14 protein-coding genes and 1 other RNA gene are annotated in these 14,726 nt (G+C 40.9%); 11 read left to right on the top strand and 4 right to left on the bottom strand.

All coding sequences use genetic code 11. The features are described from left to right. Positions 1 to 139: 139 nt before the first annotated feature. The 3 genes from M1D81_RS10000 to M1D81_RS09990 form a co-directional block, all read right to left on the bottom strand. On the bottom strand, positions 140 to 961 hold the full coding sequence (locus M1D81_RS10000; RefSeq protein ID WP_456267013.1) for a superoxide dismutase: 822 nt from the start codon (positions 959 to 961) through the stop codon (positions 140 to 142). Continuing rightward, positions 954 to 2,828: a terpene cyclase/mutase family protein gene (locus M1D81_RS09995; RefSeq protein ID WP_456267014.1), complete on the bottom strand. Its 1,875-nt coding sequence runs from the start codon at positions 2,826 to 2,828 to the stop codon at positions 954 to 956. The genes M1D81_RS10000 and M1D81_RS09995 overlap by 8 nt, the downstream gene beginning before the upstream one ends. Positions 2,829 to 3,128: 300 nt before the next feature. Continuing rightward, a complete protein-coding gene (locus tag M1D81_RS09990; protein WP_456267015.1) occupies positions 3,129 to 4,613 on the bottom strand; it encodes an aldehyde dehydrogenase family protein in 1,485 nt (494 codons plus the stop codon). 211 nt (positions 4,614 to 4,824) lie between these two features. On the opposite strand from M1D81_RS09990, the gene M1D81_RS09985 reads away from it, so the two are divergent. From M1D81_RS09985 to M1D81_RS09950, 8 genes are all read left to right on the top strand, one after another. After that, positions 4,825 to 5,037 carry a DUF6501 family protein gene (locus M1D81_RS09985; RefSeq protein WP_024422683.1) on the top strand — a complete coding sequence of 71 codons (213 nt, stop codon included), beginning with the start codon at positions 4,825 to 4,827 and terminating at the stop codon, positions 5,035 to 5,037. Between the two features lie 49 nt (positions 5,038 to 5,086). After that, on the top strand, positions 5,087 to 5,224 hold the full coding sequence (locus tag M1D81_RS09980) for a DUF4025 domain-containing protein (protein WP_075611524.1): 138 nt from the start codon (positions 5,087 to 5,089) through the stop codon (positions 5,222 to 5,224). 278 nt (positions 5,225 to 5,502) lie between these two features. After that, a complete protein-coding gene (locus M1D81_RS09975; protein WP_024422682.1) occupies positions 5,503 to 5,841 on the top strand; it encodes a PH domain-containing protein in 339 nt (112 codons plus the stop codon). 176 nt (positions 5,842 to 6,017) lie between these two features. After that, entirely contained in the window at positions 6,018 to 6,665 is a 648-nt protein-coding gene (locus M1D81_RS09970) for an SDR family oxidoreductase (protein WP_456267016.1), read from the top strand. A 91-nt stretch (positions 6,666 to 6,756) separates the two neighbouring features. Continuing rightward, positions 6,757 to 7,257 (top strand): TraR/DksA family transcriptional regulator, encoded by a 501-nt coding sequence (locus M1D81_RS09965; protein WP_456267017.1) that lies wholly within the window; start codon positions 6,757 to 6,759, stop codon positions 7,255 to 7,257. A 132-nt stretch (positions 7,258 to 7,389) separates the two neighbouring features. Further along, positions 7,390 to 7,575: non-coding RNA, 6S RNA (gene ssrS / locus M1D81_RS09960), on the top strand. Between the two features lie 133 nt (positions 7,576 to 7,708). Then, complete coding sequence (recQ, locus tag M1D81_RS09955; RefSeq protein ID WP_456267018.1) at positions 7,709 to 9,511, top strand: DNA helicase RecQ; 1,803 nt, start codon at positions 7,709 to 7,711, stop codon at positions 9,509 to 9,511. 235 nt (positions 9,512 to 9,746) lie between these two features. Continuing rightward, a complete protein-coding gene (locus M1D81_RS09950; protein ID WP_456267019.1) occupies positions 9,747 to 10,568 on the top strand; it encodes a LysM peptidoglycan-binding domain-containing protein in 822 nt (273 codons plus the stop codon). 153 nt (positions 10,569 to 10,721) lie between these two features. On the opposite strand, the gene M1D81_RS09945 is transcribed toward M1D81_RS09950, so the two are convergent. Beyond that, positions 10,722 to 11,234, bottom strand: coding sequence for a hypothetical protein (locus tag M1D81_RS09945; RefSeq protein ID WP_456267020.1), 513 nt, complete (start codon positions 11,232 to 11,234; stop codon positions 10,722 to 10,724). A 198-nt stretch (positions 11,235 to 11,432) separates the two neighbouring features. Here M1D81_RS09945 and M1D81_RS09940 point away from each other — a divergent pair, with 198 nt between their 5' ends. From M1D81_RS09940 to M1D81_RS09930, 3 genes are all read left to right on the top strand, one after another. Then, positions 11,433 to 11,972, top strand: coding sequence for a DUF420 domain-containing protein (locus tag M1D81_RS09940; RefSeq protein WP_024422676.1), 540 nt, complete (start codon positions 11,433 to 11,435; stop codon positions 11,970 to 11,972). Between the two features lie 168 nt (positions 11,973 to 12,140). Continuing rightward, positions 12,141 to 13,283, top strand: a complete 1,143-nt coding sequence (gene mmgD / locus M1D81_RS09935; protein ID WP_456267021.1) for a citrate synthase — start codon at positions 12,141 to 12,143, stop codon at positions 13,281 to 13,283. Between the two features lie 2 nt (positions 13,284 to 13,285). Then, complete coding sequence (locus tag M1D81_RS09930; RefSeq protein ID WP_456267022.1) at positions 13,286 to 14,722, top strand: bifunctional 2-methylcitrate dehydratase/aconitate hydratase; 1,437 nt, start codon at positions 13,286 to 13,288, stop codon at positions 14,720 to 14,722. Positions 14,723 to 14,726 lie beyond the last annotated feature (4 nt).

Below are 14,726 nucleotides of genomic sequence, written 5' to 3'. Positions count from 1 at the left end.
CTCACTTTCCTCGCATATCTTTCCTATTTTAAACGAATTTTCTGAAAAAACAACCCATTCTTTATAAAGGTGTTAATAATAAAATTATGTAAACTAAAAATACCCCATATAAGCACTTGCCTATATGGGGAGCATCGTCTTAAAAAGGGGTCCATTTCACTTGCTGTGCTTGCTTAAGCCTTGCTTCTGGTTCACGCCAGTCGACTACATTCCACCAACGATCTACGTACTTCGGTTTTTCATTCAGATATTGAAGGTAATAGGCGTGCTCCCATACATCAAGGGCTAGGAGAGGGATCACGTCCCATTGTGACAAAAATTGATGGCGTTCTGCTTGTAAAATCTCTAATCGCTGAGATCTGGGCGCCCATACGAGAATAGCCCAGCCAACACCCTCTACTTGTTTGGCCGCTGCTGAAAATTGAGATTTAAATGCATCATAGCTGTCAAACGATTGTTCAATGAGATGAAGCATTTGTCCGGTGGGTTTTCGTTTTCCTGAAGGACTCATGGAAAACCAAAAAATACAATGTAAATAATGCCCTGCACCATTGAAGGCAAGCTCCCGTTCCCAATGCTTGATCATTTTAAAATCATTGGTTCTTCTTGCATTTTTTAAGGCTAGTTCAGCTTGGTTCAAACCATCAACATATGATTGATGATGCTTCTGGTGATGCAAATACATAATTTCTTTTGAAATAAACGGTTCTAGTGCATCATACCGGTAAGGGAGAGGGGGTAACTTGTGACTTCCAGCTGCTACTTCTCGCATGTCTTCTTGTAGGTTCATGTCCTTAGCAATACGTTCTGCCAGTTCGTACCACTCTTGTTCACTAGAATATTCATCATCCATTGAGAACCATAAATGGTCTACTTTCTGACGGATGTTGTCATCTTGAATCGCGGGTTGAATGGAGCTAAGCCACTCTTTGAGCTGCAAACGGTACTCTTCCTTATTCATTCTTACGCCTCATTTCTTCTAAAAATGTGGAACAAGCCATCATGGGAAAGACATATGGGTAGCTATGATAGGTGATGTAAAATTGCTTTGGCAGGCCAATGCCTACTGGATAGTGCAAGGCTTCACTCGTGTGCTGATGATGAATCAAAAATGAGATGGCTTTTAAAATCGTTTTGTCATCTGGCTTCTCATATTGTAAAAGTGCCTCTGCTGCCCAAGCCGTCTGAACCACTGTGCCAAACGGAAGGGGGACATACGTTTTTACCTCTGCACTTTTACACGATTCTCCGAAGCTGCCATCTTCTCGCTGAATCTGCTTTAAAAACCGGCATGCTTTTTGAACAGCAGGATGAGTGGAGGGGATGCCGGCAGCTTTTAGACCTGTTAATGCTGCCCACGTTCCATAAATATAGCAAACACCCCACCTGCCAAACCATGATCCATGTTTCTCTTGATGATCTAGGAGCCACTTGACACATTGATCTTTTTGCCTCTGAATAGGCGTTGACATGTTTTTCTCTTCAAGACCAATGAGATGAAGCACGCGGCCTGTAATATCGGGTGTCGATGGATCAATTGCTGCATCCTCCGCAGATTCAAGAGGCAGATGTCGAAGCAGGAAGTGATCTTGATTTTTTTCAAAGGCAGAGAATCCGCCGTCACGGTTTTGCATGGAAAGAAGCCAATAAAATCCTCGATTCCACTGAACTGGTGCGTATGTTTTCGGAATGGCTTTTAAGACAATTTGCGTATCATCACAATCAGGGTTATTCGTATTGATATCTGAAAAACCAAAGCCTCCCGGAGCAGCATGCCGGTTATGAATCGCCCAATCTGCTTTCTTCATTTGCTGCCGGTTCAGTAAGTATGAGAAAGACTTTGTGATGACTGGGTCTTCTTGTTTTTTGCCAGCTTTTTGAGAAGCATAACTAACAAGCGCTGTATCCCAAACGGTGGATGTGGAATTTTCTGCATACATTCTGCCCTGACAGTCAGTGACTAGCTTTTTCATGCCTTTGACTGCTTTTAAAATGAGATGATGTCCTGGGGAGTACCCAAGACTCATAAGTGCGTAGACCATAAAAATACTTGCACTTAAATAGCTGTACAGTGTGCCATCTTTTTCGAGGCGGTCAAACATATATCGCTTTGCTGTTTCATATCCGAAAAAGTCCAGCCGGCTGTCGAGTGCTGTATACGATCGCATGTAAGTCAAAAAGTGATGAGTGGAACGTTCTTCTCTTGCCATAAACCAATCAAATGGATTCTTAGACATGTTTGCATCAAGGTGTGCTAGGCTTGGAAACTTCTCATGAGAAGTATATCGTTTGTTGAGTGCAATCATCATTGGCACAAAGTGAATTCTTGCATATGCACTAAGATGATAGAAATGCAGCGGAAAGTATGTAGGAATGAGTAAAAAGGAAAGTGGTGCATAGAAGTATGGCCAAGGGTGCATACCGTTGACGGCGAGCATCCACTTTGTCATAAAGTGAACGTTCTTTAATCCGCCTTTTGATCGAATATATTGCGCTGCTTTTTCCATATGAGGCTCATCTTGTTGAAACCTGCCTGAAACGAGCATTCCGCAATAGCCCTGCACAGTGGCAGTTAGATGTCCCGTTTGATCATGATACAAAGAAAAAGACCCATCCTCATTTTGTTTTTCGCGTATCGCTTCTGCTAATTGATGAACCAAAGCCTGATCCGAATCGCCAACAGCCTTTAACAGCATAATCAAAAAAGCATTTGTCATCATTGGACCTTCAAAACAGAAAACAAAGGCGCCATCTTCTCGTTGTCTTCGCTGCATTTCTATGTGCAATTTTTCGATATATTCGTTTACTTTCAATTTAAAATCTTGCATATACGGCCATGCTCCTTTCCTTTCATACTATATTCAGGAGCCGGCCTGTCACATGCAAACACAAAAAAAGCCGATGACAGGGTCACCGGCTCAGCGTGTAGACAAACCCTCGCATTCGGTGTCAGGTCTGCGCGCTGGTGCTCACGAATGTCAATTCGCTCCGCGCCAGTGCTCGTCCTTCCTAGACTGCAAAGGTTTTCTATCACGCTGAAAAGAAGACAAAGTGCTAAAATAAAAATCATTTTAGCACTTTGTCAACGATCTGAGCCGATGACAGGGTCACCGGCTTTCTTGACGTCATTAGTCTTGGAGATTAATCCATACACTCTTGACTTCTGTATAGTTGTTAAGGGCATATGATCCCATTTCTCTGCCAAGACCTGATTGCTTATATCCTCCAAACGGGGAGGCGGCATCAAAGACATTATAGCAGTTGACCCAAATCGTTCCTGCTTCAAGACGTGCAGCGATATCATGGGCATGCTTTAAGTTTTCTGTCCAAAGTCCTGCTGCTAATCCATATTCAGACTGGTTGGCTCGTTCAACCACTTCATCAATAGAATCATAAGGAATGGCAGATAAGACAGGTCCAAAGATTTCTTCTTTGGCAATGGTCATTTCATCTTCTACATCTTTAAAAATAGTAGGGGAGACGAAATAGCCAGCCTCATAAGGGCAATCGCCCCCGACAACGGCTGTCGCCCCTTCGGATTTACCTTTTTCAATATAGCCTAACACGCGTTCGTGCTGTTCTTTACTTACAAGAGGCCCAATTTGCGTATCTTGATGAAGACCAGCGCCTTGTTTGAGGGATCCTGCATATTTGGCCATTTGATCGACCACTTCATCATATTGGCTCCGGTGAACAAAGACTCTGGAGCCCGCGCAGCATACTTGACCTTGGTTAAACATGACGCCATTTAAAGCACCTGGAATAGCTTTCTTTAAATCGGCATCAGGTAAAATAATATTCGGTGATTTTCCGCCAAGCTCTAATGTGACCCTCTTAATGGATTTAGCCGCTTTCTCCATAATTAATTTCCCAACACTTGTTGACCCTGTGAAGGCCAGCTTGTTCACGTCAGGATGATCAGTTAAGGCTTCTCCGGCTGTTTCGCCAAAACCAGGAACGATGTTAATTACGCCTTCTGGGAAGCCGGCTTTGTCCACTAATTCTGCTAAGTAAAGAGCAGAGAGTGGAGTTTGTTCGGCTGGCTTTAAAACGATGGTGCACCCTGTTGCAAGTGCGGCGCCCATTTTCCACATAGCCATGAGCAGCGGGAAGTTCCATGGGATGATTTGTCCTACAACCCCAACCGGCTCATGGCGGGTATAATTAAAATATCCTTGACTGACAGGAATGGTTTGTCCATTCATCTTTGTCGTCCAGCCCGCATAATAGCGCATGTGCTCAATAGCGAGGGGGATATCTGCATTTGTTGTTTCATTAATTGGTTTCCCGTTATCTAAAGTTTCTAGCTGTGCAAGCTCTTCCTGGTTTTCTTCCATTAAATCAGCAAGCTTGAACATGAGGCGGGCGCGTTCAGCGGCAGACATTGTGCGCCAAGGACCATGAAAGGCCTTTTTTGCAGCTTTTACTGCCTCATCAATATCTTTTGCACCTGCTTCATAAACATCAATAAGGGTTTCGCCTGTGGCTGGGTTAGGAGTAGCAAAGGTTTTGTTATCGTGACTTGTGACAAACTGACCATTAATGTAGAGTTTTTTCGTCCCTTGGAGAAAAGATTCGAGTTTTGAACTAATTTGAAGTGTTGTAGAGCTCATAAATAAACAAACCTCCTTAAAGATATGGATTGTTTTCTGCGAGTTCTAGGTGGGAAAAGCGGACATGCAACGAAACTGTATACGCACAAAATGTAAACGTATACAATTATCATATTACACGACATGTTTGAAAGCAATCCATAACACTCATTGCATTTCTCGAAAATTTGGCTACAATAAATGTATAGATGAAAAAAGGAGTTTTTAAATCATGATCCATCAAAACTGGCAAACGGCTCAAACGTTAAAACAAGTAAAATGCGTACATACAAATGCGAAAAAATATATGGTCGACCGGGCATTAACGGTTGGAAGCACATATGAAGTGAAAAATGAAACAGAAGAATTCCTGTTTGTCGTAGACAATACGGGTAAAGTAGGCGGGTATTACAAGGAGTATTTCGAAGATATTTCAGCTGAATGATTTTGAGGGTCATCACTCATACTAAGAAAAACAGTAAAGGGTGATGATGATGAAAAAGCAGCAAAATGACGAGCAGAAAAATCAAAATGCATGGCATGAACACGAGGATGCTGATATGGCGATTACGCTCGAACAGATTTCCGATGTGTATGCCGAGGGAACGATTGATACACCAAAAGACGAATAGTCATTTAAAAACAGTGATTTGGCATAATCACTGTTTTTTTATTGGAATGATGCAGCATTTTTCTCGAAAAGAACTGAAACTTTTTTCCTGTTTTAACAGTCTAAATAAGTAGAGGAAAGAGCATCGGATCAAAAAGAAAAAGTTAAATGAAATTTAATCTATTCGTAATGGAATAACAACCATTTATAGCGTATTCTAAAAGTGAGAATAAAACGTACCCACAGAGCCGTGTGGCCGTTTTGTCATAAAGGAATTTGATGCAGGAAGAGGGGGTTTACGTGGGTATTTTTTCTGTCAGTAAACAAAATGATAAGAAATTCGAATCCTTATTGATTGAAGGGGAAAGAATTGAGGCTGTTTACAGACTGCGTCACGACCAAATTTGCTTTACCAATAAACGACTGATCTTTGGCGATAACCGCGTATTTTCTAAGAAGAAAGTCAGGGTCTCCTTGCCGTATCGATCAATTGAAAGTTTTGCCATACAAGAAGCTGGCGTGTTTGATCAGGACACAGGTATGCTGCTTGTCACAAGCTCAAAAGTATTTGAACTCGACTTTTCTAAAGAGACGGATTTGAGTGATGTGCAAGCCATTTTGACAAAACATCTTTGCTGATCAATCTTGCGATTACATAGATCATATGCACTTTTCTCATTCTTCGTTCTTATTTTTATAGATCGCACATGGCTAAGCCCTTCCCATTCTGATGGGAAGGGGTTTTTTCTGCTTAATTGTTTGAATGATAACAAAAAAGGATAAAGATGAAACAGATACAGAAAGGAGAATGAACAATGAAAGTATTAGTTGCAGGAGCAAATGGACATACAGGCAGACTGGTCGTTCGTTATTTAAAAGAAAAAGGACATGAGCCGCTTGCTCTCATTCGAGATGAAAAACAAGCTGATGCACTAAAAGAACTAGGTGCAGCACCTGTCATCGGTGATCTTGAAAAAGATGTGACACATGCTGTGAAACAAGCAGACGCTGTCATCTTTGCCGCTGGTTCAGGCTCAAAAACAGGTGCAGATAAGACCATTGCGGTCGATCAAGAAGGTGCAAAACGCCTCGTTGATACAGCGAAAAAAGAAAACATCCAGCATTTTGTTATGCTTAGTGCCTATAATGCTGATGATCCGAACCAAGGAAAAGGGCAAGGAAGTATGGAAACTTATTATGAAGCGAAAAGAAAAGCTGATGAGTACTTAAAACAGTCTGGTCTTTCCTATACGATTGTCCGCCCAGGTGCCCTGCTGCATGAGGAGAAGACAGGAAAGATTGAAGCTGCCGAACATATTCCAGATGATCAAAACATCAAGATTTCAAGAGAGGACGTAGCCATTGTGCTTGTGGAGAGCTTAACAGAATCCAATGTGAAAAATAAGTCCTTTGACTTGAATAAAGGCGATAAATCAGTAGAAGAAGCACTTCGTCATCTATAAGAGAAGAAAGCTGCTGCCAAAGAGGCGGCGGCTTTTTTGATGTTTTCTTTTCCCTTTCAGCGGGAAGGTAATGAGAAAGGAGTGATTGACCGTGGGCTTAACGAAAGAACAACAAGCTGATTTATACGAAAGATTGATTCAATTAAAAGAAGATGTGAAGGGATCAAAAAAGAAAGAAGAATCGATGCTCGTTGAATCGAGTGAGATGTCAAATGGTGTTGGGAATCATATCGCTGATCATGGGAGCATCTATTTAGACCGCATGACAGAACAAACGCTGGATCAAGTCGATGATCAGCTTGAAGATGAAATCAATGCAGCACTGAAACGAATGGAAGACGGAACATATGGGATATGTGAGAAAACGGGGAAAGAGATCCCATACGAGCGTTTAAAAGCAGTTCCATATACACGTTATTCAATAGATGCAAAGAAAAATGAAGAAAGTACTCAAGATCCAAACGAATTTGACCGTTCATTCTCCGATCAAATGCGCGATTTAACAAATAGAGAAACAATGGATCAGATGCATTCAGATACGTATGAAAGATTAGAGGAAGAGCAAGATGCTGATGTAGATGAGGAAAAATAGGATCATAAGCAAAGGTTAAATTTTTTCAGAATAATTTTTTCTTATGCACACATGATCAAATAGCTTGTATACATGAGTATTTCATAGAAAAAAGATCTCTTGAAATTTAATAAACTTTCGTGTAATATAGTTTAAAGGCTGCGATGTGCGTAATGTTAATTAAGTTTTAACCTTTAAGCTGTAATAGGGAGTTTTATATTGAAGCCGGAATGTCATGCCTCCTTAGAGAGGAAGACAGGAACGTTTCTGCAAACACCCACTTTGAGGAGTGGTGGTTTAAAACTTTCTTACTTAGATTACGGCATCCGCAGCTTTTCCTAGGATGATTCAAGCCATTTTCCATTTCGGAAAATGGCTTTTTATTTTGTGAAAAAACGAAATTGTACAGTCAGCAGGAAGAGGCATGAATGTATGTTAAAATAGACAAAACAAAAGACGGAGAGGGAATTGGATGTTAGAACAAGCAGAAGCACTCCTGAAACAATACTTTGGCTTTGACGCCTTTAGGCAGGGACAGAAACAAGCCATTGAATCGATTGTAAACAAACAGAAAGATACCGTCTGTATTATGCCGACAGGCGGAGGGAAATCGGTTTGCTACCAGATTCCTGCCCTGATGATGGAAGGAACAACGATCGTTGTATCCCCGCTAATTTCTTTAATGAAAGATCAAGTCGATGCGCTAAATGAGATGGGCATACGATCGTCCTTTTTAAACAGCACACTTTCAGCTGCTGAAATGAATAAAAGGCTGAAAAAATGTGAAGATGGGGAATATCAGCTGCTTTATATCACACCTGAACGTTTACAAAATGAGCGTTTTTTTCAGCTGCTTGATCGGTTAACGATCCCTTTAATTGCGATTGATGAAGCGCACTGTATATCTGAGTGGGGGCATGATTTTAGGCCAAGCTACCGCTTTATTCAAGAATGCTTAAATCAGTTAACAAAAAGACCAGTGATTGTTGCATTAACTGCTACAGCCACGAAAAAGGTTCACCGAGATATATGTGAACAGCTTGGCATGAACGAAGAAGAAACCATTTTTACTGGGTTTGCTAGAGAAAATTTATCTTTTCAGGTGGTCAAAGGAGAAAATAGTGACCGTTTTATCACACATTATATGAAGAAAAATAAGCTTGAGTCCGGCATTATCTATACTGCTACAAGAAAAGAAGCCGAAAACATTTACAATCGGCTAAAGAAACAAAAGATCAAAGCTGGCATTTATCATGGCGGGTTAGATGACGATGTAAGAGAAGAGCAGCAAAACCTGTTTTTAAACGATGACATCCAGGTCATGGTCGCTACATCTGCATTTGGCATGGGAATTAATAAGTCAAATGTCCGTTTTGTGATTCATCATCAAATCCCAAGGGATATTGAAAGCTACTATCAAGAAGCTGGACGCGCCGGCAGAGACGGGCTCCAAAGTGAATGCATTTTACTATTTTCGCCGCAGGGCGTACGAATGCAGCGATTCCTCATTGAACAGTCAACAGAAGATGAAGTGCGCTATCAGCATGAACTGCTTAAATTAAGACAAATGGTCGATTACTGTCATACTGAGCAATGTTTGCAGCAATTTGTGATGGCCTACTTTGATCAATCAGCAAGTCCTCCTTGCCAAAAATGCAGCAATTGCCTTGATGAAAGAGAGCGTGAAGAGGTTACTCGAGAAGCGCAAATGGTTTTATCGTGTACGGTTAGAATGAACGAGCGGTTTGGAAAAATGATGATTGCTCAAGTACTGGCAGGCTCTAAAAATAAAAAAGTGCTTGACCTCGGTTTCGACCGTCTTCCTACATACGCTTTAATGAAGCGGCAATCAGCCCAGCAAATCAGTGATTTCATCGAATTTTTAATTACAGAAGAGTATTTGCACATGTCTGAAGGGGCTTATCCAACATTAAAAGTGACACATAAAGGAAAAAAAGTGTTAGTCGGGCAAGAGGCTGTGTATAAAAAACAGGCAGTTAAAAGAGAGGCGATTCAAGAAAACGATGCATTATTTGAGCAGCTGAGAGCGGTGAGAATGAAGCTGGCGAGAGAGCAGGGCGTTCCGCCATTTGTTGTATTTTCTGATCAAACCTTGAAGGAAATGTCAGCCGTTCAGCCTAAAACAGAAGAAGAACTTCTCCATATTAAGGGAATAGGCGCTCAAAAAAGAGAGAAATACGGGGATGTTTTTTTAGAAGAAATCCGTTTATTTATAGAAAAAGAGAAAAATAAAGAGATTGAAGAAGAAAAATAAATTTTTTTTCGCTGCGTTTGGACACGTTTTCAACAGGAGGTTTCTGATCCTTTCAAAACCTTGATATGGCGGGTAATCGAGCTGTTTTGTGGTCTGATTTACCAATGGAGAGAGATGTTTCATGTAAAGGAACTGTAATCTAAAACATATCGTTTTGTTATTGAATTGACATTTACATATGTTACGATAGCACTCGTTAGCCGCCATAAAAAGCTAACAAGGGAGGATTTACTTTATGAAGAAGACAATTATGTCCTTGGTTGCTGTTGCAGCAATCTCAACAACAGCATTTGGAGCACAGCAAGCTTCTGCAAAGGAGATCACTGTGAAGAAAGGTGATACACTTTGGGGAATCTCTCAAAAAAATGGTGTGTCTCTAAAGGACCTAAAAGGTTGGAACAATTTATCTACAGACATGATTTATGTAGGTGATAAATTGACAATCTCTTCAAAAGAGAAAACTCAGGAGCAGTATAAAGTCCAGAAGGGGGACAGCCTCTGGAAAATCGCTCAAAAATTCAATGTGTCAATTAGCGATATTAAGTCTTGGAATAACTTAAAGTCAGATATAATTATGATTGGTTCAACACTAAGTGTTGCTGGTCAAAGCTCAGCTCCGGTAAGCTCAGAGCCTGTCCAAAAACAGGAGCCTGTCCAAAAAGAGCAAACAACACAAAAAGCTGCTCCTAAACAGGAAGCACCGAAAAAAGCTGCTCCTAAACAGGAAACAGCTAAAGCAGAATCATCTTCTGCTAGTCAAAGTGTACAAAAAGAAATGACTGTAACGGCTACGGCTTATACAGCAAATGATGGTGGCATCTCAGGTATTACTGCAACAGGGGTAAACTTAAACAAAAACCCAAATGCGAAAGTGATTGCAGTAGATCCTAATGTCATTCCATTAGGAAGTAAGGTTTATGTTGAAGGCTACGGTGAAGCCATCGCAGCAGATACTGGCGGCGCAATTAAAGGTAACAAAATTGATGTACATGTACCAAGCGAATCCCAAGCAAAAAATTGGGGCGTAAAAACAGTCAAAGTGAAAGTACTTAACTAGTAAACAATTGTTTTTTGGAAGAAAGCATCAGGTGGCGGCCTGATGCTTTTATTGTACCCTTTTTTTGGTTAAAAAAACACATATTTTTCAGAAAAATTTGCATTTTCGACAAAAAACAGCGTATATTCCGTCATACACGCTGTTTTTTTGTCATTAGCTGTCCACCCAATAAATTTCTCCGCTTTGTTCTTTCCAATTGATTTGGACATCAAATTGGTGCTTTTCATAAAAGTGAATCAATCGGTCCACGTGATTCCAATCTCTTTTGACGAGGTCACCTGTGATGACTGGGATGTTCTGCTCTCTTGCGATTTCTTTTAAATGCTTCATACAGATTGAGCCATACCCATTATCGGGAGGTCCTTTAATATCGGCAATATGAATCTTTCCTTCTTCAGGATATTCCGCGATTAAGGAAAAATCAGATTGTCCGCGAAAAGCTTTTTCACAATCGGTCAGCATGATTTTACATGTATCAGCATTTTCAATGGCAGAGACAATCATCCATTCATCTTCTTTCGCCTGATCAATGCCAATGATCTTTGCTTTTTTCGAAATATCTTTCATATTTTCTTGCATTCGATACATTTGGAACTGCAATTGCTGTAATTCTTGCTCTAACGTCTTCACATCTTTTGCTGTTTCCTGTAAGATTGACAAGTCCATTACTCCTTTCATATAAGAAATCATAAAAACCACATAAATTTCCATTCTAAAGGAAGTGGATGAATCTTTCAACCCGTTAGAACGCCAGTAATCGGCAAGTTTGTCTAAAATTCGACGAAGACAGCGAATTCATTGACTTTATAGAGAAAGTTAAATAACATACTCTTAGTCGGAACTAATAAAGAGAGGTTTTCAAACATGAACGAACAGAATCAAAAACCGAAAAATTTCACCGGCATTGTTGTCATTTTAACAATTGCCATAAACGGATTAATCGCTTTATTATTTTTAATGCCAAAAACAGATAAATTTAGTCATCTGGATATTACATTTCTGCCGTTACTGAATGCCGTGATGAACAGCTTTACGTTTATCTTCTTACTTTCAGCACTCATTATGATTAAACAAAAGAACATTAAAGCACATAGACGATTTATTTTTGCTGCATTTTCAACAACACTTGTCTTTTTAATTTCCTATGTGACATATCATTCAATGGCAGCTGATACACATTTCGGAGGAGAAGGGATCATCCGTCCGATTTACTTCTTTATTTTGATTACACATATTGTGCTCTCAGCTATTATTGTACCGCTTGCACTGATTACACTATTTAGAGGCGCACAGATGCAGGTCGAGCGTCACCGTAAAATTGCCCGCTGGACGATGCCGCTTTGGCTTTATGTTAGTCTCACTGGCGTCATTGTCTATATCATGATTTCTCCATATTACAGCTAACGTATGTCCAACTGGACATACGTTCTTTTATTTACAAGATGAAGTGCTTTGGATAGAATGGAAATTGGGTATCCGACTAGCACGGTATCTTCCCATCTATAGATTCACATCATTTCTGGCCGTTTGCTCGTATGGAGATCAACAATTGGACGAAACGGGGGTTATATGATGACTGAACAATTGCAGTATAAACCGGGGCTTGAAGACATTGTGGCAAGCGAAACGTCCATATCATACTTAGATGTGGAGCAAGAGGAAATTGTGATTCGCGGGTACGACCTCATTGAGCTGGCACAAAACAAGACATATTTAGAAACAGCCTATCTGCTTATTTATGGAAGATTACCAGATAAGTTGGAATATCACCAATTTCAGCAAGATATATCCTCACAAACGAGCTTACATCCAACCATTCAAACCATATTAACGAATCTTCCAAAAACCACTCACCCTATGGATGCGATGAGAACGTGTTTATCTGCTCTTTCAGGGTATGATGACGCATTACATGATCGATCTGAAGCGTGCCAAGAAAGACGTGCAGTTCGATTACTAGGACAGCTGCCGGCCATTGTTGCTGGAAGCTATTATATTCTCACAAAAGACGCCGTTATTTTTCCAAATCAGACCAAACCCTACACTGAAAACTTTTTATCCATGCTAACTGGACGCACCCCGACACAAGAAGAAATTACCGCTTTTGACCAAACACTCACATTATATAGCGAACATGAGCTGCCGAATTCAACGTTTGCGGCTAGAGTGATTGCATCCACGCATTCTGACATGTATGGTGCTTTTACTGGAGCGGTCTCTTCATTAAAAGGTGACCTCCACGGAGGAGCAAATGAAGCTGTCATGCACATGCTTCTTGAAGGAAAAACAACAGAGGGATTTCTTGCGCTCATTGAACGAAAATTAGCCGCAAAAGAAAAAATGATGGGCTTTGGCCACAGAGTATACATGAGAAAAATGGACCCGCGAGCCGCTCTTTTAAAACGTTCATTGAAAACGCTTACCGAATCAAAGGGAGATACAACACTATATGACATGTGTGTAGCAGGAGAGGCCTATATGAAAGAGCAGAAAAACCTTTATCCAAATCTTGATTATTATGCTGCACCTATTTATTACGTGCTCGGAATCCCTATTTCACTTTATACACCCATTTTCTTTGCTGCAAGAGCTAGCGGATTAGCCGCACATGTTATTGAACAGCATTTGCATAATCGCATTTTTAGACCGAGAGTCCGGTATTTAGGACCAAGAGGATTAAAGGTTTCAAATGATGATGGAAAAACGGGGGAATGAACATGAACAAAACAGCAGTCGCCAATCAAACAGATCAGCTATTAGAAGAAATCGCTGCTTATGCAGTAGACGGAGAAATTACGAGCAAAGAGGCCATTGAAACAGCGCGGTATGTGCTCATAGACACACTCGGGTGCGGAATGCTGGCTCTTAATTTTCCAGAATGTACGAAGCACCTTGGACCTATCGTACCTGGAACAGTTGTGCCTAACGGAGCAAGAGTTCCCGGCACTTCGTTTGTGCTAGATCCTGTTCAAGCGGCTTTTAATATTGGCTGTATGATCCGCTGGTTAGATTATAATGACACGTGGCTTGCACAAGAGTGGGGGCATCCGTCAGATAATTTAGGCGGAATATTAGCTGTAAGTGATTATATCAGCAGAACACGCCTTGCAAACGGAGAAGAGCCGCTAACGATGAATGACGTACTGCATGCAATCGTCAAGGCACATGAAATTCAAGGCGTGCTAGCTTTAGAAAATTGTCTAAATCGAAATGGCTTGGATCATGTGTTATTTGTTAAAGTGGCAACAAGTGCAGTTGTGTGTGCAATGCTTGGCGGAACAAAAGAAGAAGTTCAGCATGTGTTATCACAAGCGTTTGTTGATAATTCCCCGCTTAGGACGTATCGCCACGCCCCAAACACAGGATCGAGGAAATCATGGGCAGCAGGGGATGCAACAAGCCGCGGAGTGAGACTGGCAATGATGACACGTAAAGGGGAAATGGGCTATCAAACGCCGCTTAGTGCAGAGAAGTGGGGATTTGAAGATGTTCTTATGAAAGGAAAGCCGCTTACGCTCGCCCAGCCCCTTGGATCATACGTCATAGAAAATGTTCTTTTCAAAATTGCTTATCCTGCTGAGTTTCATGCACAGACTGCTGCAGAGGCGGCTGTGATGCTGCATGACGCTGTAAAAGATCGTTTAGATGATATTGACCGGGTAGAGATTACCACACACGAGTCAGCGATTCGGATTATTGATAAGAAAGGGCCGCTTTATAATCCGGCAGACCGAGATCATTGTTTGCAGTATATTACAGCCATTGGACTGATCTACGGTGAACTAACAGCTGACCATTATGAAGAAGAAACGGCGCAAAATCCAGCCATTGATCGTCTTCGTGATCGAATGATTGTGAAAGAGGATAAACGTTATACAGAGGATTATTTAGATCCGAAAAAGAGATCGATTGCTAACTGTGTACAAATTTTCTTTAAAGACGGGACGATGACAGACCGAATTGAAATTGAATACCCGCTTGGTCATCGCAGAAGAAGACAGGAAGGCATTCCGCTGCTTGAAAAGAAATGGGTCTATCATTTGAAAACAAGATTTCCACAAAAGCAAGTGGATCAAATTGTATCACTCTGTCAAAATCCAAATCAATTAAAAACAACAACAGTACCAGCATTTATGGACTTATTCGTTATATAAGGGG

The organism is Bacillus sp. JZ105 (assembly GCF_053903125.1).
Note: the sequence above shows the minus strand (reverse complement) of the source record. Positions and strands in the feature narration are given on the sequence as shown.

Excerpts from the sequence above, each read along its gene's own strand:
- M1D81_RS10000 (WP_456267013.1), bottom strand. The coding sequence starts at position 961 with ATGAATAAGGAAGAGTACCGTTTGCAGCTCAAAGAGTGGCTTAGCTCC.
- M1D81_RS09995 (WP_456267014.1), bottom strand. The coding sequence starts at position 2,828 with ATGCAAGATTTTAAATTGAAAGTAAACGAATATATCGAAAAATTGCAC.
- M1D81_RS09990 (WP_456267015.1), bottom strand. The coding sequence starts at position 4,613 with ATGAGCTCTACAACACTTCAAATTAGTTCAAAACTCGAATCTTTTCTC.
- M1D81_RS09985 (WP_024422683.1), top strand. The coding sequence starts at position 4,825 with ATGATCCATCAAAACTGGCAAACGGCTCAAACGTTAAAACAAGTAAAA.
- M1D81_RS09980 (WP_075611524.1), top strand. The coding sequence starts at position 5,087 with ATGAAAAAGCAGCAAAATGACGAGCAGAAAAATCAAAATGCATGGCAT.
- M1D81_RS09970 (WP_456267016.1), top strand. The coding sequence starts at position 6,018 with ATGAAAGTATTAGTTGCAGGAGCAAATGGACATACAGGCAGACTGGTC.
- recQ (WP_456267018.1), top strand. The coding sequence starts at position 7,709 with ATGTTAGAACAAGCAGAAGCACTCCTGAAACAATACTTTGGCTTTGAC.
- M1D81_RS09950 (WP_456267019.1), top strand. The coding sequence starts at position 9,747 with ATGAAGAAGACAATTATGTCCTTGGTTGCTGTTGCAGCAATCTCAACA.
- M1D81_RS09945 (WP_456267020.1), bottom strand. The coding sequence starts at position 11,234 with ATGGACTTGTCAATCTTACAGGAAACAGCAAAAGATGTGAAGACGTTA.
- M1D81_RS09940 (WP_024422676.1), top strand. The coding sequence starts at position 11,433 with ATGAACGAACAGAATCAAAAACCGAAAAATTTCACCGGCATTGTTGTC.
- mmgD (WP_456267021.1), top strand. The coding sequence starts at position 12,141 with ATGACTGAACAATTGCAGTATAAACCGGGGCTTGAAGACATTGTGGCA.
- M1D81_RS09930 (WP_456267022.1), top strand. The coding sequence starts at position 13,286 with ATGAACAAAACAGCAGTCGCCAATCAAACAGATCAGCTATTAGAAGAA.